This window comes from Microbacterium sp. 1154 (assembly GCF_031455375.1).
Lineage (GTDB): Bacteria > Actinomycetota > Actinomycetes > Actinomycetales > Microbacteriaceae > Microbacterium.
In genome coordinates, this window is sequence record NZ_JAVDSN010000002.1 from 272,117 (window position 1) to 288,298 (window position 16,182).

15 protein-coding genes and 1 tRNA gene are annotated in these 16,182 nt (G+C 64.1%); 6 read left to right on the forward strand and 10 right to left on the reverse strand.

The window, feature by feature from the left end:
* Positions 1–50: 50 nt before the first annotated feature.
* The 3 genes from J2X55_RS10560 to J2X55_RS10570 form a co-directional block, all read right to left on the reverse strand.
* Entirely contained in the window at positions 51–314 is a 264-nt protein-coding gene (locus tag J2X55_RS10560; RefSeq protein ID WP_309823306.1) for a nitrilase-related carbon-nitrogen hydrolase, read from the reverse strand.
* On the reverse strand, positions 299–466 hold the full coding sequence (locus J2X55_RS10565) for a hypothetical protein (protein WP_309823307.1): 168 nt from the start codon (positions 464–466) through the stop codon (positions 299–301). Before J2X55_RS10565 ends, J2X55_RS10560 begins: the two co-directional genes overlap by 16 nt.
* Before the next feature lie 371 nt (positions 467–837).
* Complete coding sequence (locus tag J2X55_RS10570) at positions 838–1,335, reverse strand: DUF6328 family protein (protein WP_309823309.1); 498 nt, start codon at positions 1,333–1,335, stop codon at positions 838–840.
* An 83-nt stretch (positions 1,336–1,418) separates the two neighbouring features.
* On the opposite strand from J2X55_RS10570, the gene J2X55_RS10575 reads away from it, so the two are divergent.
* Positions 1,419–1,492, forward strand: a tRNA-Met gene (locus J2X55_RS10575).
* Positions 1,493–1,829: 337 nt separating this feature from the next.
* Here J2X55_RS10575 and J2X55_RS10580 read toward each other — a convergent pair.
* From J2X55_RS10580 to J2X55_RS10610, 7 genes are all read right to left on the reverse strand, one after another.
* The gene (locus tag J2X55_RS10580; RefSeq protein ID WP_309823310.1) at positions 1,830–2,885 is read right to left on the reverse strand and encodes a glycosyltransferase; all 1,056 of its coding nucleotides are present in this window, start codon (positions 2,883–2,885) and stop codon (positions 1,830–1,832) included.
* Positions 2,882–4,345 carry a lipopolysaccharide biosynthesis protein gene (locus tag J2X55_RS10585; RefSeq protein ID WP_309823312.1) on the reverse strand — a complete coding sequence of 488 codons (1,464 nt, stop codon included), beginning with the start codon at positions 4,343–4,345 and terminating at the stop codon, positions 2,882–2,884. Before J2X55_RS10585 ends, J2X55_RS10580 begins: the two co-directional genes overlap by 4 nt.
* Complete coding sequence (locus J2X55_RS10590; RefSeq protein WP_309823314.1) at positions 4,338–5,249, reverse strand: hypothetical protein; 912 nt, start codon at positions 5,247–5,249, stop codon at positions 4,338–4,340. Before J2X55_RS10590 ends, J2X55_RS10585 begins: the two co-directional genes overlap by 8 nt.
* 80 nt (positions 5,250–5,329) lie before the next feature.
* On the reverse strand, positions 5,330–7,126 hold the full coding sequence (locus J2X55_RS10595; RefSeq protein ID WP_309823316.1) for a glycosyltransferase: 1,797 nt from the start codon (positions 7,124–7,126) through the stop codon (positions 5,330–5,332).
* Positions 7,120–8,136, reverse strand: a complete 1,017-nt coding sequence (locus J2X55_RS10600; RefSeq protein ID WP_309823318.1) for a glycosyltransferase — start codon at positions 8,134–8,136, stop codon at positions 7,120–7,122. Before J2X55_RS10600 ends, J2X55_RS10595 begins: the two co-directional genes overlap by 7 nt.
* A 14-nt stretch (positions 8,137–8,150) precedes the next feature.
* Positions 8,151–9,266, reverse strand: coding sequence for a glycosyltransferase (locus tag J2X55_RS10605; protein WP_309823320.1), 1,116 nt, complete (start codon positions 9,264–9,266; stop codon positions 8,151–8,153).
* 444 nt (positions 9,267–9,710) lie between these two features.
* Positions 9,711–10,355, reverse strand: coding sequence for a CPBP family intramembrane glutamic endopeptidase (locus tag J2X55_RS10610; protein WP_309823322.1), 645 nt, complete (start codon positions 10,353–10,355; stop codon positions 9,711–9,713).
* 227 nt (positions 10,356–10,582) lie between these two features.
* Here J2X55_RS10610 and J2X55_RS10615 point away from each other — a divergent pair, with 227 nt between their 5' ends.
* The 5 genes from J2X55_RS10615 to J2X55_RS10635 all read left to right on the forward strand — a co-directional run bounded on the left by J2X55_RS10615 (position 10,583) and on the right by J2X55_RS10635 (position 16,133).
* Positions 10,583–11,188 (forward strand): low molecular weight phosphatase family protein, encoded by a 606-nt coding sequence (locus J2X55_RS10615; RefSeq protein ID WP_309823323.1) that lies wholly within the window; start codon positions 10,583–10,585, stop codon positions 11,186–11,188.
* 176 nt (positions 11,189–11,364) lie between these two features.
* The gene (locus J2X55_RS10620; RefSeq protein ID WP_309823325.1) at positions 11,365–12,864 is read left to right on the forward strand and encodes a polysaccharide biosynthesis tyrosine autokinase; all 1,500 of its coding nucleotides are present in this window, start codon (positions 11,365–11,367) and stop codon (positions 12,862–12,864) included.
* Between the two features lie 83 nt (positions 12,865–12,947).
* Positions 12,948–14,762: a DUF4012 domain-containing protein gene (locus J2X55_RS10625; RefSeq protein ID WP_309823326.1), complete on the forward strand. Its 1,815-nt coding sequence runs from the start codon at positions 12,948–12,950 to the stop codon at positions 14,760–14,762.
* A gap of 221 nt (positions 14,763–14,983) precedes the next feature.
* A complete protein-coding gene (locus J2X55_RS10630; RefSeq protein ID WP_309823328.1) occupies positions 14,984–15,511 on the forward strand; it encodes an LPXTG cell wall anchor domain-containing protein in 528 nt (175 codons plus the stop codon).
* Between the two features lie 133 nt (positions 15,512–15,644).
* The gene (locus J2X55_RS10635) at positions 15,645–16,133 is read left to right on the forward strand and encodes a hypothetical protein (protein WP_309823330.1); all 489 of its coding nucleotides are present in this window, start codon (positions 15,645–15,647) and stop codon (positions 16,131–16,133) included.
* Positions 16,134–16,182: the final 49 nt, after the last annotated feature.

Consider the following 16,182-nt stretch of genomic DNA (forward strand, 5'->3'; position numbering starts at 1 on the left):
GGTGCACCGCGAGCGACGGAGAACACGCGCCGAACGTTTCACCGCTTCTGTCAAGCTGTCACCCGGTAGCGCCGCAGCTCCAGCGGGGGGTTCACATATCGCCCCCATTCAACCGCAGCCAGATCGACGCACGCCACCGCGACATCGGCCGCCGTGCCCACCTGAGCCAACATGACGCCTTGCGGGTCCATGATCATCGAGTGTTTAACTTCGAGCGGCGGCGGATGATCAGCCGCGGCCACGAAGAACGTGTTCTCGATCGCCCTCGCGGTCAACAGCGTTTTCCAATGGTGGTCTCTCAGCGGGCCGCGCACCCACCCCGCGGGAACCAGTGCGACGTCGGGGCCTGTGCGTCGGCCAGTGTTCGCGACACCTCAGGAAACCGCAGGCCTTGGCACGTCATGCGACCGAACCGCAGGCCCGGCACCTCGAACACCTCAGGCGGGACGATTTCCCCTGGCGCCACCCAATCAGACTCGAGCTGATCAAACGCGTCGTACAGATGTACCTTCCGTTACGCGAATCGAATGTTATCCAATCCGATCGCGACAACGGTCTTCCGCGCCCGGCGACCGTCATCCTCCTTTTCGACGAGACCCGCAACCACGCCCACGTCGAGCTCGGCTGCCAGCGCTGTCTGCGCACGCACGGCCCGTCGAGGTTCTCAGCGTTCTCGGCGAGCGAGGCACCGAAGGAGTCGACGAAGTACTGGATCAATCCGAGAAGACGACGCCGCCGGCTCCGCGAACTGCAGCCACGCGAGCGATGTCCGCGAGGTGCCCTCGCGCGAGGCGGGCGGCGCGAACTGTACGACGACGTTTCCCAGGGTCTCGTATCTCATCGCGCACTCTCCCTCCCCCGGTGCCGGACGAACATCGGCACCACGATCCACAGCACGAGGATGACCACACCGAGCACGACCCCGGACACCACGGCCGCCCCAAGACCCACGACGACGTCGAAGACGAACGCGACCACACCTACTAGCAAGAGAGAGACCAGGGCGAGCGCCCCGCGGAGCGCGTCATGCGCGACCCTCACGAGCACCGGCTTGACCTGGAGGTGGAACACAGCGCGGTGGAGCGCTACGGGTGCGAGGGCAACCACCGCGCTCAGTGCGGCGAGGCAGATGAGCACGAGGTAGAGCACCCGCTGGGCGGCCTCGAGCTCGGCGAACGACGCTTGGAACGCCAGGGCCAGAAGGAAGCCCGTGAGGATCTGTGTACCGGTCTGCAGCACCCGTAACTCCTGCAGAATCTCGTTCCAGTTGCGGTCTGCTCGCTGCGCGGGGGTCTCAGGGCGCCCGTCGGCGAAATCATCAATATTGCTGCTCACCTGGCTATTCTGTCGCGACACTCCCGGGCCGCATGCCCGGATTTGCGGGTTGGTTCATCTGCGGGTAATGTTTTCTCTTGTGCCGCGGGGTGGAGCAGCTCGGTAGCTCGCTGGGCTCATAACCCAGAGGTCGTAGGTTCAAATCCTGCCCCCGCAACAAAGAGAAGGCCCCGGATCGAAAGATCCGGGGCCTTCTGCCTTTCAGCTAGTGCGCTTCAAACGGTCAGCAAGCGTTTCGACGTCGGCTGATGGCCAAGGCGGGGCTCAGTCACGACGAGCGCTCCGACGACGAGCTGTGCGCCCGTGCACCGTACACCGGGAGCATCGGGGCACTGCAGGGTCGAAGGTCAGCACGATGACCGACGTGGACACTGCTGCGACGGCGTCATCAATGTGGGGCGGACTGCAAAAAGACGCGAAAACCCGTTGCGCCTTTGCTTCTCACCCTCGAGGTTGCGCAGTCGTATCCTCCGAACGCGCTGGAACGCGCTCAGTCATGCACGCCCGCGGCGCTCTGCGATCGCTTCGGCGTAGACAGCTTCGGTCTGCAACCAAATGGTTCGCCAAGACGGGATTTTTGGATGCGCTGGAGGCGTCCTAGAGCTCAATGCAGCCTCAATGGCTTGAGACGTGAGAAGACCGCGATATGTGTGCACCCAGCCGTCTCCGACTGCTCGCGATACGGCGACGAAGGTGTCCGTGCGGGGCACAAGCACGGGGCGGGGCACGCTCAGCGCGTAGAACACGCTCCCTGAGTTCAAGCCGGCGGCATACGGGAGCACGATGAGGTCAGCATCCGCGGCGAGTTGCGCCAGTTCTTCCTCCGGGAGGTAGCCCGGCCGCACAAGAACCCGATTGTCGGTTCTCGCCGCTTCCAACACCTGCCGCTCGATGCTCCTATCAGCGAACTTGCCACAGATAGCAAGTCGACTATTCGGGTCGTCGAGCTCTCCGAACGCGGAGATGAGATCAGGCACGCCCTTGTACCGGTCTATGCCGCCGAAGAAAACAATCAGCCGCGCATCAGCGGGAACACCGTTCTTCTGCCTGAAAGCGCCCGGCTCTGGCACGGAAGCTCGGTCCACCAGCGCACCATGTTCAATGACCGTGCGGCGCCGTACGCGTGCCGGGTGTTGGGTGTCCTCCATCGCGCGATGCGTGGCCTCCGTCAGATGGATTTGGCGGTCGACCGCTCGGCGAAGGAATGTATACAGCAATGCTTCCCGCAGACGCGAAACACGGCGATGTGGATGCAGGTTATGGACCGTCCAAACGATCGCTGCGCCACGAGCCCTTGCGAGCCATATCACCGCCATGAAGGCGAGAAGCCGTGGGTAGGCCTTCCACGGCGACCGTTGCACGATGGTCCACTCTGGCCAGTGCAGATGAACGATGTCTGCCCTCCGCATCAGGGCTCCGCGGATGGAGAAGGACTCAATCTGGAAATGCCCGCCAGCTGCTTCGTCATAAAGCAGTCGAACGTAGGGATTCGACAGAGCCTCTCTGTTTGAGGGATAGGCAAGGACAGCAAAATTCGCGTCGGGACTCATGCGGACTTCCGATTCTTGATCACTGCTGCCGCGCTGAGGATTGCGCGACGGCAGCTCGGAACAAGCGTGAAGCCCAATCCGCAGGCGGCTAGCCAAACCGTCGCGCTAATGATCACTCGAAGTACCGACGAGTCGATGAGCACGAGTTGCCCGACGAGAATTGCGGCGGACGCGGCCGCGGCGTAAAGCAACGTCGTCGGAGCGGCAGCTCTCACCAAGACGCGGGCCGCCACGCCGGTGCGATGAACGAAGAAGAGCGTACCCGTGAGCCAGATGATCATCTGCGCGATCGAGAAGCTCCACGCAACCGCGGCCAAGCCGAAGGGCCAGGCCACGAGAACCAGCACCATCAGAAAAATCCTGCCTGGCAGCTCGGATGCGAGTAGCGAGGCCGTTCGCGCGGTGGACAAGAAGAGCCAGTAGTACAGATAACCGAGGGCTTGAAACGCTCCGCCTACGGCAAGGATCTGAACTAGTGGGACCGCAGGCGCCCAGTCAGAACCCAACAGAAGGGGCACGAGCGGGTCCGCTGTAGCTGCGAGCAGACTCAAGGCACCGAGAAGAGCGACGACCAGCACGTGCTGGATCGTGACTGCGGCCGAAAGGAGGGCATTCTGCGACACGCGCGATTTGTCGGCCAAATAAGGGAGCGATATGCGGGTAAGGGGCGAGGCCAGCTGCTGAACGGGGAGCGACACAAGTTGCGTCGCCCGGCCGTAAATGCCGACCGCGGCCGACGACATCGTGCGCCCCAACACGACGTTCGCCACGTTCACCGACACATAGTTGACCGCCTGCAAGGCCAAGGTGCTCAACCCGAATCGAAGGAACGGTTTGACCGGATCGGTAGATGACCACCGAGAAGGAATCCACTTGCCCTGAGCCATCGCCCAGACACTCCCCACAAGCGCCGCCGCCACGCTCTGCACCACCAGCGCCCAGTATCCTGCGCCGGCGAGCGCCAGAATCACGGCAGAGGCGAATGCCACGGCCTGAGATCCAAGGTCGATTGAGGCCAGAGCGCCAAACCGGCCGCGCCGGTTCATCTCGACCTTCGATTGCACGCTCGCCCCATTCAGGAGGAAAGTCACCGAGATGGCGAGCCCTATCCATAGCACTTCCGAGCGCTGATAGAACACAGCCAGCACAGGTGACGCTGCCGCGGCGAGAATGGTCGCGATAAGCCCCGTGAGCACGTTCAGCCAGAAGAGGTTGCTCTTCTCACCCTGCGTCAGGGACTCCCGCTGAAGAGCTGCCATGCTGAGCCCCATGTCGCCCAGCACGGTTGCCAGCCCCAGCACCGCCGTCACCATCGTGACGAGTCCGAAATCCGACGGGCTCAGCAGTCGTGCCAAAACCACGAAGGACAGGATCTGGAGCAAGTATTTGCCCCATTGACCACCCAGCAGCGACATCGCACCGCGCCGCAGGTTGCGAGGTCTGTCCGGTGAATCAGTCATCAGCGTTCTTCAGTGCGCTCATCGCTCGCGACGCATCGAGAACCGCTTCAACGAAGCTCTTCCGCGAGAAGTTCGCTCGCCAGAATTGGTGCGTGTCGTGAGCAGAGGGCAAGGACGCTGCGCCCTCTAGCAAGTACTTCAAGGGCGAGACACCGCGCGGTATGGGACGGCAGAAGAGTGCATCCCCGTATTCGCGCATGCCCTCCGTCTCGGTATACAGCACCGGCGTTCCTACCTGCAGAGAGCCCACGATGAACATGTGGCCTGCTGACCGCCCGCTCTGTTCCAGAGGAAGGAAAGACACAGTCGCGTTCCGAAGCTCCTCACCGAACTCCTCTTGGGACAAGGTAGCCAACCTTCGAACCTCGGCTTGGCCTGACCGCTGGGTAGTCGGCCCGTCGCCGACGGCAATCGTCAGGTGGATGTCGGCGCCCGAGTCGAGCACCTCCGCTGCGATGCGATCGATCAAGGCGTGATCGCGGTCGGAGGACCCGCCGATGAAAATTCGCACGGTGCTCCCCGGACGAGGCCCCGACGCCGGCGGCGGGTACGGGAACGAGTTCCCGTACCGCACATACGCCGCCGTACCGCCCTCAGCCCGCCAATTGTCCCGCTCGAGCGTGGACATGACAATCATGGAGCAGTGCGGGATAACGCGTCGGAAAAGGGTCCACGTCCGCGAGCCGGGCGTCGCAAAGATTCCTAGCGAGACCAAGTTGCGGTGCCCTAAGAAGCGCAGCGAGACTGCGATCCACGGATTGGTCGTGAGCACCATGGTCCGAGAGGCGACCCTCAGGCGCGTCTTCAGTGCTAGGGCAAGGGCGTCCATCCCCAGCCCAAGTGCGAGCTTCCCGAACCGCCTGCCCGACAAACTGGGGTTGCGAAGGGTGACGACGCGCTCCACGCCCTGTTGCCCACTCCATTCACTGGCGCGATCAGCGGGGGCCGTCGTCACCACAACTATGCGCTCGCTTCGAGTGCGCATCATCCGGTGGCACCGAAGAGCATCTGTACCTCGCGTACGGCGGAGGCACGGTAGGAAATGAATGCCTGCTTCCAGTCATCCTCCGATGAAAGGGCGGCAGCGCGCACAGCGTCAGGGCCCGAAGAGCCGCCAGGTGCAACGCGGTGCTCAGGCGCGATCAACGGATCAAGGACAGAACCTGCAGGAGCCACAACCGGCGTGCCCAGTTCCATAGCGCGAAGAGCTACACCGCTCTGGTAAAAGCGACGGTATGGAACCAGGAGCACATGAGCAGTCCTCAGCTTCTCCTCGAATTCAACCTCGGTAAGGAAACGAGGGTCTCGCGTCCACCCCTCAACATTCGGCCACCCGCGCCCGCAGACCTCGAACCGCCAGCCATCGGAGTTCTCGCGAGCTACCGCCCCCATGAGTTCGACGTCGCGGTCCGCCTTGTACTGCCCCAAAACCCGCACGGTGATCTGCCCGCTCCGAGGCCACGGTGCACTAGGCGGAACGACCGGATGCTTCACGAGCGCAAGACGGCTGAGGGGAAAGCCGAACTCTCGCATTTCGGCCAGTGCGGCCGGACTGTGGGTGATGTAGTCGACCCTCCTGCCCAAGGACCTGGCGACAAGACGGCTCACCTTCCCGTACCCGACCGCCCGCACGAGCGGTGTCGGATCGTGGATGACTTGGTAGGCGCTCTTGGCGACAGCGCCGATGAGCAATGAATCAAGAAACCCCAGCACGGGCCAAGCGACCACGAGATGTGCGTCCGACCCGCGCGAGAGTGCTTTTGCGCGGTGGAGGCTACGGGCGTAGCGGAGGAGCCACTTCACCCGACCGTCGCCCGCGCTGCTGGGCTCCGGGATGGAGATGAAGGTGGCGGACACCCCTGCAGACGAAAGCACAGAACGGAACTCCGCTGCGTAGTGTGCAAGCGCAGTCCCCAGCGGATTGAGGAAGATGACGTGCGGTTGGGCTCGTGGCAAGCGTTCCGTCTGCCCGCGCATCAGATCTTTGACCTGGCGCCATTCGCCCCTCGATGCCAAGCCCGCTGCTCGCCGCATCACTGGCAAGAGCGCTCGTGCTCCGAGCCAGCTCAAACGATGTTTAGCGTGAAGGTACCGCAGATTTCGAGCAAACAGCCGTGGCGGTGTGCCGCTCGAAGTTTGGAACGCGTGCGCGTCGGGCACCCACGCGACCGGCGTCGATGCGTACCCCAGCCGAAGGTGCAGGTCCACTTCCTCCATGTAGAGGAAGAAAGCTTCGTCAAACGGACGAGCCGTCAGGCTGCTGCGCCTATAGAGGATAATCGCGCCGTCCAGCCAGGCACGCTGCACCGTCGCCGCACGCGAGCGGTCATGTCGAACGTGATTTGGCATCCGCCCCCACCGGGTGAATGTCCCACCCTGTGACCACACCTGATGACGGTCGGTTCCCTCAGAAAGAAGGGTCGGTCCCGTTGCGGACAGATCTGGGGCGTCGACGAGCGCCTGCCTCAAGGCCGAAAGGGACGCCCCATCGACCGAGACTTCATGCGTTGCTACCAACACGAACGGCACGTCGGGCCAGGTCGTGTCGATGAGAGCCAACCCGTCATTTACGGCCGCGCCGTATCCACGGTTCTCAACGATGAGCAAACGGGCTGGCTGCACGTCCCTTTCCAGCTGAGCCTCCAGTCCGGGGGTCTCAGAGTTATCCACGACAACGATGCGCTCGTGCTCGATGCCCGCGGACGCTAGGGAACGAACGACAGAACCGATGTCACCGTGGCGCTTATGGTGGACAACTATGGCGACGACGTCGCTCAACATGTTTCTCCCTTAAGCCAAGCGTCGGCCTGCTCTCTTCCGTCCGTAGGCGGGAGTGCCCCAACAACCCTCACCGGCGATAGTGGTGCCTTCATCGCGGCAAGCAGGATTGAAGGCAAGCCCGACAACGGCGCGACCGAATGACCCTGCTCCTCCAACCATCGGGCGAGTCCCGTCTCGGGTGTGGTGACGATTGTCATCCCCCTGGCCAGGCCCTCTTTTATGGGGAGCCCGATCTGCTCGCGCCACCGCCCATCCCTCTTCGACGGAGCTACGAGCACGCTGCGTGATGAGTACGTCCCTTCAAGGTCCGTGTGGTCGATATGTGACACGTACGCGCGCGACTCGGGCCGTTCCTCCACCCAAGACTCCACCGAGAAGCGCAACGGTCCGTCGCCAACGATGAGAATGTCGTCTTCGCACACACGCTCCACTTCGGCCCACGCGGCCATCAACTCCAGAATGCCCTTGCGTTCCTCGAGGCGTCCGACGAACAAAGCACCAGACCGCGGCCCCGGCTGAGATGCTGTGAGGCCATCTGCAGGTAGCTCCAGAATGACGCAACTTGGCACTTTCGCGAACCAAGGGAGCGACGCGTATGTCGATTTGGCCGTCTCACTGCCATAGGCCACCCGCCGGAGCGTGAGAGCGAAAAACCCGCCGACGATGTAGCGCAGAAGGTGGGCCCGAACGCCGCCGCCGAGCAGGGTTCTGAGGTCGTTGTTTTCGATGGCGTAGGTCACGAAGCGTGCCCTGCCGCCTGAAATAAACCAGCACGCGAGTGTCAGAATCATGGTGAAGGGGAGCTCTCTCACCCAGAGAGGTTCAGGCAACTCGATGACCGCACGTTGCCCACGACAGGCGGTATGAAGAGTTCTCATGGTCAGCCGATGACAGTTGTCCGGAACGAGACCATCACTGCCAAGGTCCCACTTCTTCTTCTTATACAGGATCGTCTCGGCGCGGCCCCAGGCTCGCGCACGCTCTACGTGCGCCGCACGCAGCTCCGGCATGAGGCGAATGTACGTCATCTCGAAACCAGGGATCGCGCAACTTTTTCGTACTGTTCACAGATCACCTTCCAGGAGTAATGAGTGACTGCGCGCACTTTCGCCCTCTGCGATACCTCAGATGCCAAATCTCGATCCGACATCATCTTTTGAATTCCCGCCGCGATGGCGTCACTCGTGGGTTCGACGAATATGGCGGCGTCGTCTAGCACTTCTCGATTGAAGACGGTATCCCGCGCAACGACCGGGGCTCCGCTGGCCATCGCTTGGACCAAAGCAGGATTGGTGCCGCCCACGCTGTGACCGTGAAAGTAAGCGCCACAGTGCGCCCAGAGAGAGTGAAGCAGTTCGTCGTCACTCACGTGCCCCAGGGCATAGACGTTCGGGTGCTGAGCGAGCTCCCGAACCTTCAAATCGAGGTCGTCCGCGTAGCCGGAACTGCCGACGATCACGACCGGGTAGGTGTCAGCCACCACGGACACTGCCTGCATGAACTCTTCGATCGTGTTCTCCGGAACTAGTCGCGCTACCCAAAGCACGTAGGTTCCCGTCGCCAGGCCCAATGGACTCGGCGATTCGGACGCAGGCTCACCTCCGTATGCAATGACTTGACTGGACCGACCGAATTGCTCTTGCCAGCGGTCCGAGATGGCTTGCGCGTCACAGATAATCACATCTGCAAACCGTGCTGTGAAATGGGCGCCCAGCTTGAAGACGGCCTTCGCGACCCTGCCCCACTTGGCTCGCTCCCACTCCATTCCATCAACGTTGACCGCCGTAGCTATCCCGCGAAGTTTCAGGAGCGGCAGCCACAACCCGTTTGCGCAGTTCATCACGATCACGACATCCGGTTTGCGGCGCGCCGCGTCGACAGCCGAGGTGAACCCGAAAGTCAGGGTGCTCGTCTTCTTACTTTCGAGCCCGCGCGTTGTGATCCGCTGCACGCGCCGGTCGAGGTTCGGATCGTCCACTCGCGTCTGCCCAGGCCGACCGTAAACGCTCACGGCCCAGCCTGCGTCCGCCAGGGCCGGCGCAAGTTTGCGAACGGCGGTCTCGAATCCGCCATAAAAGCTGGGATATCCCCGTGTGCCCAGGAGGGCGATCGTCTTCGATTTGGATGCTTTTTTGCTCACAGCCGCCCCCGGTGCACCATCGAAACGTCATCACACGCACATCTGCCAGGACGGAGGCGTGCTGCTGTGCCGGGGCCCGGAGGCGCGAGGCTGTTCAACCTCTCACTCGACCGCTCGGCACCAGCGGGCGGCACTTGCCCACTGCCGCGCCTCCTGTTGGCCAGGATGAATAGCGAGAGGAACGAAGTGCTCTGCGACGGCGATGTCGCGTCGACCGAACGGTCTGACGTCACAGTGCGACTGCCCCCTTCGACCAGGGCATTTGCGCCGAGGCATGGCACGAACAATAACAGCAAATGTCGCGTGAACTGGCCCGCGGGCGTGTCGTCGGGAACCCTCGAACGTTTGACCTCACGATGCGATCGATCCGGGATCACGATGGACCAACTGGGCTACGTAAGCACGCCGTCCCGACATTCGACCCACTAATCTTGTCCTGCAGCGTCAGGCGACAAAACCGCCGAGAATGCCCAGGAGAATGAGAATCGCGTTGTAGACGACGTGCGCGAAAACCGCCCCCCAGATGCGCCCGGTCAAGAGCACCAGGGCTGAGCACGCCACCCCGACGAGAAACAGCTGCAGCCCGTCTGCAAGAGTTAGCGAAGCAAACACCGCGTGCAGACAGACGAAGACGCCTGCTGAGGCAAGAGTCGCGGTCACTGCAGCTGCAACATGACCCAAGCTGCGGCGGAAGGCTTGGTAGATCAAAACCAGCAGCACCGCACGGAAGAAAAACTCTTCGATCAGCGGGCCGGCGAGTCCCGCAGCCAGCGCGTTTCCTAGTTCGCTGGCGGACAACCCGCCCGTCGACGACACAGACGTGGGAAACGGGTTCGAGTTTGCTTGGCTCGCCAACCCCTGGGCGACGCGCAATGTCAGGCCTAGACCCACGCCCCACAGCAGATCTGTGGCTCGCAGTTTGAGAAGGCCTGCCGGGCGCGCCCGCCGGAAGGCGAACGCAACGGCGCCCAACATGCCCAACCAGAGTGTTGCGAGCGAGACGCCCGACGCCCACGGTGCCTGGATCCAGCCCACCAGCAGCGCGCCGACCACCCCTGCGCCACCGCCGACCGCGACGGCTACGAACACCGTGGAGTCCCAGCGGCTGACGGCCCGGCCACCCTCTCGCCAGTCCGTCCGGCGGCGGTGGCGGCTCGAGGCTATCGATGGCGCTGTGTCGCCGGACCTTCCGGCTACGCGAGCCGAACTCTCGACGCCGGTGAGCGCGTCGTCAGTAGGCTCGTTGGTCACGGAGCCAACATAATGGCAACACCGCACGGGCCTTCGTTTCGACATTCACCAGAAGGAGGGCGGGAATGCTCACCATCATCGCCGTGTGCACCGGGAACATCTGTCGTTCGCCCTTGGCGGCGGAGCTGCTGGCCTCGCGACTGACCAACCTCGAAGTGAACATCTCGAGTGCCGGGACGCGCGCGCGCGACGGGATGCAAGTCACTTCTCAGACCACAGACATTGCGTTGGCACACGGCGTTCTGCGTGGGGACGTCGAGAGGCATCGATCCCGTTTCCTCACGGACGAACTGCTTCGGCCCGCCCACCTGGCACTCGCCATGGCTCGCGAGCACCGACGCCAGATCGTCGAGATGAACCCGTCGTTTACGAGGAAAACCTTCACCGTTCGAGAGCTGGCGCGTCTTGCATCGGGCATGTCCGACGACGAACTGCTTCGATCCGCAGCCTCAGCGGAGGACGTATTCGATCCGAGCGCGCGGTTCTCGGCCATGCTGAACCTCATGGCCAGCCGACGCGGGACCCTACCGCCTGTCGCGGCTGAGGACGACGACGTGGTCGATCCCTATCGTCGATCCTCGCGCACTTACGAACTGTCCGAGGCGCAGCTGTTATCGGCCTTGCCCTCGGTCGAACGTCTTGTGCTGCTCGCCTTCTCGCCAACAAACTGACGAGGGCCGCGGACACCTTCACGACGCCTGGATCTTTCGGAGAGCCGCATCGTCGTCGCGGCTAACAATGCGCCCCGAGCCGGATAAGACCTGCCGGAAACATTCGATGTGTCAGACTTAGCGGGATTTTCCCCCCGCACTGTCGTATCTCGGCGGGCGCATCTTCGAGAGGCACCATGGAGCTCAGCGACTACATCCGAGTCCTCAGGAAGAATTGGCTCGTCATTCTTCTGCTCACCGTTGTGGGGCTCGGCGCAGCGACGGCGTACACCCTGACTCGAACTCCCACATACGAGTCTTCGAGCACGATCTTCGTCTCGACACAGGGCGGCAGCACCACGGCTGAGCTTCAGCAGGGGTCGAGCTTCACTCAGGCTCGGATCAACACGTACGTGGGACTAGTGGCCACGCCGGCCGTACTGAACCCGGTCATCAACTCCCTGGGTCTTGGGACAACGGCGGAAACGCTGGCGAAGGAGGTCAAGGCCTCTGCGGGCTTGAACTCGACACTTATCAACATCACGGTGGGCAGTTCGAATGCGAGCGAAGCTTCCGACATCGCAAACTCCGTCGCCGAAAGTCTCGCGACGGTCGTCCCGCAGCTCGAGCCTGCCGTTGACGGAGGCTCCAGCCCCGTGCGACTCACGCGAGTGACCGACGCGCAGGCTGCCCTGAGCCCCACTTCTCCGAATGTCCCACTCAACCTGCTCTTGGGCACACTGATCGGGCTCGCGCTGGGAGTCGGTGTAGCGGTCTTGCGTACGACCCTCGACAACCGGGTGCGCACGCCGCGGGATGCCGAACACATCACCGATGCCCCTGCCATCGGCGCCATCGCCTACGACGCCAAGGCGAAGGAACGGCCGCTCATCGTCCACGCGGATCCGCTGAGCCCGCGGGCCGAGTCGTTCCGCGCATTGCGCACGAACCTCCAGTTCCTCGACATGGGCGGGCGCTCGAGCTTCGTCGTGACCAGTTCGATCCCGAGTGAGGGAAAGTCGACGACCACGATCAACCTGGCGATCGCACTCGCCGACGCGGGCAAGCGGGTCGCACTGCTCGACACCGACCTGCGCAAGCCCAAGGTCGCGGAGTATCTCAGCATCGAGGGTGGCGCCGGGCTGACGGACGTTCTCATCGGCCGGGCCAAGGTCAACGAGGTCATGCTCCCCTGGGGCGGCCGCAGCCTCTACGTGCTGCCCGCGGGAAAGATCCCGCCCAACCCGAGTGAGCTGCTGGGGTCGCAGCAGATGACCGTCCTGCTCGAGATGCTCGAGCGCGACTTCGACGTCGTGCTGTGCGACGCTCCCCCGTTGCTGCCCGTCACCGACGCCGCGATCCTCGCCCGCGCCACGAGCGGCGCACTCATGGTCGTGTCGGCGGGCAAGACCACCAAGCATCAGCTGACGGGAGCCACCGAGGCGCTCAACACCGTCGGAGCCAAGCTCGCCGGTTTCATCATGTCGATGGTGCCGACCCGAGGACCGGACTCCTACTACGCCGCCTACGGATACGGGTACGGGTACGGGTATCGCGAGCTGCCGGCGAAGACCAGCCGCTTCTCGCGGAAGAAGGAGAAGAGCGCCGCCGACGCGGACGCCTCGGACGAGATCTCGCTCGACGAGCTGGGCTTCTCGCCGCGCCGTACCTCGCGAGAAGCACAGCGCGAAGGCTGACCCACAGATCCACCTCGGGGTCGGCAAGGGTCTCGCGGCAGCGAACCGACACCGCCGTGACTACGGAAACGAAGGGCACCCGCGTGAGCTCCTCCCCTCTCCCCCCGACCATGCTCAAAGTCGGTCGCGTGGCGGCCTGGGTACTCGGCGCATACCTAGTTCTCCTCGTCGTCATCGCCGCCTGGGTGGGCGTGCGGGGGTGGATGGCGTATCAGCACCTGTCGCGTATCGAAGCGGGGATCAGCGAGGCCTCATCGGCGCTCGCCTCCGACCCGGGCGCCGCGGGCGCGACCATCGCCCGCTTGTCGACGGACGCCTCCGCCGCGCACGACCTCACCTCCGACCCGGTGTGGCACCTCGCGGAGGGTGCGCCGTGGATCGGTCCACAGCTGCAGGCCTTCGGCACGGTGGCGTCCGCGGGCGACACTCTGCTCAGCGATGCCCTCCTGCCCCTGGTGACGGCAGCCCAAGACACTTCCTTCGACGCGTTGAAGCCGGTCGACGGTCGCATCGATACGACCGGCCTCTCCGTTCTCGCGCAGCCCGCCCAGTCCGCGGCATCCGCAGCCGCAGATGCCTCCGATCAACTGCTGGCCCTCAATCGCACGCCTCTCGTGGGAGTGCTCGCGCGCGCGGTCGACAAGTCGACCGCGGTCTTCGAGCAGGCGGCCACCAGCCTCGACGCCCTGTCGCGGGCGACGCGTCTACTCCCAGACGTTCTGGGGCAGAACGGTGAGCGCAACTACCTGCTGCTCGTGCAGAACAACGCGGAGTGGCGGTCGTTGGGCGGCATCGCGGGGACGGCGATTCTTCTCAAGACCGATCAAGGCGCAATCAGCCTGGCGAACACCGAGTCCGGCACCTCGCTGTCGAAAGGGATCAAGAACCCGGTCGTGGACCTCCCGACCGACGTGCAGAACATCTACGAGACCCGACCCGCGCGGTTCTTCCAAAACCTCACGCAGATTCCGGATTTCACCTTCGACGGACCGCTCGCCCGCGAGATGTACAAGCAACGAACCGGCGTCGAGGTCGACGGCGTGATCACGCTTGACCCCGTCGTCCTGTCGTATCTCTTGCGCTCAACGGGACCCGTTGCACTGCCGGATGGCGAGACTCTGTCCCCAGACAATGCTGTAACGCTCCTTTTAAGCGACGTGTATCAGCGATACCCCGACCCCTCCGCACAGGACGCATTCTTCGCTGCAGCAACGGGAGCGGTCTTCAATGCCTTCCTCGAGGGGCGCGGGTCGACGGTGAGCCTGCTGACCAATCTCGCGACCGCGGCCGATCAGCGCCGTGTCTTGATGTGGAGCGCCGATCCCGAGGAACAGGACATCCTCGAAGGTTCGTCCGTGGCCGGCGAACTGCCGGTAACGGACGAGGAGACGGCCCGTTTCGGCGTGTACCTGAACGACGGCGGCGGGTCGAAGATGAGCTACTACGTCAAGCCCGACGTCTCTCTCGCGTGGGACCAGTGCGCGCCCGACGGACGGAAAGGGCCACGTCAGCTGACTCTGAGGATGACTCTTACGAATACGGCGCCGGCGGATGCTTCGACGTCTCTCCCGAGATACGTGACCGCGAACGGCCAATTCGGCACAGCACCGGGCACGGCAACGGTCGTGAGCAACGTCTACCTCCCCGAGGGGTACGAGCTCGTGTCGGGCGAGACCGCCACGGGAACGGCATCCGCGAGCGGGTCCTTCGAGGGGAGGCAGGTGCTGACCTTCGGCTTCCAACTGCTTCCGCAGGCGTCCGCTGATCTCACGGTGACCGTGCGCGCCACGACGACCGCGTCGAAAGCGGAAGCCCTCGTCACACCGACGGCGGATGCCGCCATTGATCCGACGGTCGCCTCGGCGTGTGAGACGTCAGCAACGGCCACCCTCGGATAAACAATGCGGTTGCGTAAATGCGCCGCAGACTGCGCGCCGTCGTAAATTTACGTATTGGAAACCTAGCTGATTTGCAATCCAGGGAACGCCTAGGCAATACTCAGGAAGGGTCTCAGCACAGCCCACCGCTTCATTGTTGTCCTTCCCCTTGCAGCTCCATCGGGATAGCACGGACGCGGACCACCACCTCACCGGTAGCCCGGATTCGAAAGCAGGCACTCATGAAGCTCTCCCTCAAGAAGGCTGGCGTCTCCGCCGCCCTCGCCGGCGCGCTGCTGTTCGCAGCTCCCGCCGTGGCACAGGCATACGTCCCCAACGCTCCCGGCACGCAGACCGTGACGATCACCAACAACGGCCCGGTCACGTTCAACGTCGCTCCCGGCGCTACCGTCAACTTCGTTCTCGTCGGCTACAACGCCGACCAGGCCGGCCTCGCCACGGCGAACCTGCCCGTCAGCTCGAAGTCGATCACGAAGATCGCCGACGCCTCGGGCAACGCGACCGCGGTCGTCACCCTCCCCGCGGACGCCCGTGGCACCTACACGCTCTCCGCGACGCCCACCGGCGGCACCGCCGGCGGCTCGGGCTCGGGCACGAACGCGGGCGGCTCGACCGGCCTCCCCGCGACCGGCTTCGACGCCAACTCGATGCTCGGCCTCTGGGTCGGCGGCGGCGCTCTCGCGCTCGCCGGTGGCACGATCGCCGTGGCCACCACGGTTCGTCGCAACCGCGCCGAGGGCAAGGCCTGACGCACACTGCGTTCCTGAAGGGGCGCCGTCGACTTCGGTCGGCGGCGCCCCTTCATCGTTGGCACCGGCACCTGGCATCCACCCCTGTCGTCAACCCTCCGCTCCCCCGCACCGCGCGCGGTTGACTCGACTCATGGACACGACCACCACCGCCCGCCTCGACAACGACGGGCGCGACCCTGAGACCCCTCCGACGCTGCCCTTCGTCCACATGTGGACGGGACTCGACGGGAAGAGCCGGCTCGACGAGTCGGTGATGCGCGGTTTCGGCCTGCAGAGCGTGGGCGGCGGGGCCGACCCGCAGTGGATGCGACCGTTCCCCGGCGAGGTGTCGGCGGTGCTGTTCGCGGCGCTCCCGGTCGGGTGGGTGGGGCAGTGGCATCCCTCTCCTCATCCTCAGTGGGTGATCCCGCTGCGGGGGCGCTGGTTCCTCGAGACGCAAGACGGCTCACGCGTCGAGATGGGGCCCGGCGACATCCACTTCGGGCAGGATCTCGAAACCGACGAGGTGGACGGTGAAGAGGGGCACCTCTCGGGCACCGTGGGAGACGAGCCGTGCCTGCAGGTGCTCATCCAGTTCGCGTCGTCGCCGGCCGCGCCGACTCCCCACCCCTTCGGCTGAGCGCGTCAACCCGGCTCGCGCGATGGCACGCACACGTTTGACTGGCACC

Excerpts from the sequence above, each read along its gene's own strand:
- J2X55_RS10580 (WP_309823310.1), bottom strand. The coding sequence starts at position 2,885 with ATGAGTCCCGACGCGAATTTTGCTGTCCTTGCCTATCCCTCAAACAGA.
- J2X55_RS10585 (WP_309823312.1), bottom strand. The coding sequence starts at position 4,345 with ATGACTGATTCACCGGACAGACCTCGCAACCTGCGGCGCGGTGCGATG.
- J2X55_RS10595 (WP_309823316.1), bottom strand. The coding sequence starts at position 7,126 with ATGTTGAGCGACGTCGTCGCCATAGTTGTCCACCATAAGCGCCACGGT.
- J2X55_RS10600 (WP_309823318.1), bottom strand. The coding sequence starts at position 8,136 with ATGCCGGAGCTGCGTGCGGCGCACGTAGAGCGTGCGCGAGCCTGGGGC.
- J2X55_RS10615 (WP_309823323.1), top strand. The coding sequence starts at position 10,583 with ATGCTCACCATCATCGCCGTGTGCACCGGGAACATCTGTCGTTCGCCC.
- J2X55_RS10620 (WP_309823325.1), top strand. The coding sequence starts at position 11,365 with ATGGAGCTCAGCGACTACATCCGAGTCCTCAGGAAGAATTGGCTCGTC.
- J2X55_RS10630 (WP_309823328.1), top strand. The coding sequence starts at position 14,984 with ATGAAGCTCTCCCTCAAGAAGGCTGGCGTCTCCGCCGCCCTCGCCGGC.
- J2X55_RS10635 (WP_309823330.1), top strand. The coding sequence starts at position 15,645 with ATGGACACGACCACCACCGCCCGCCTCGACAACGACGGGCGCGACCCT.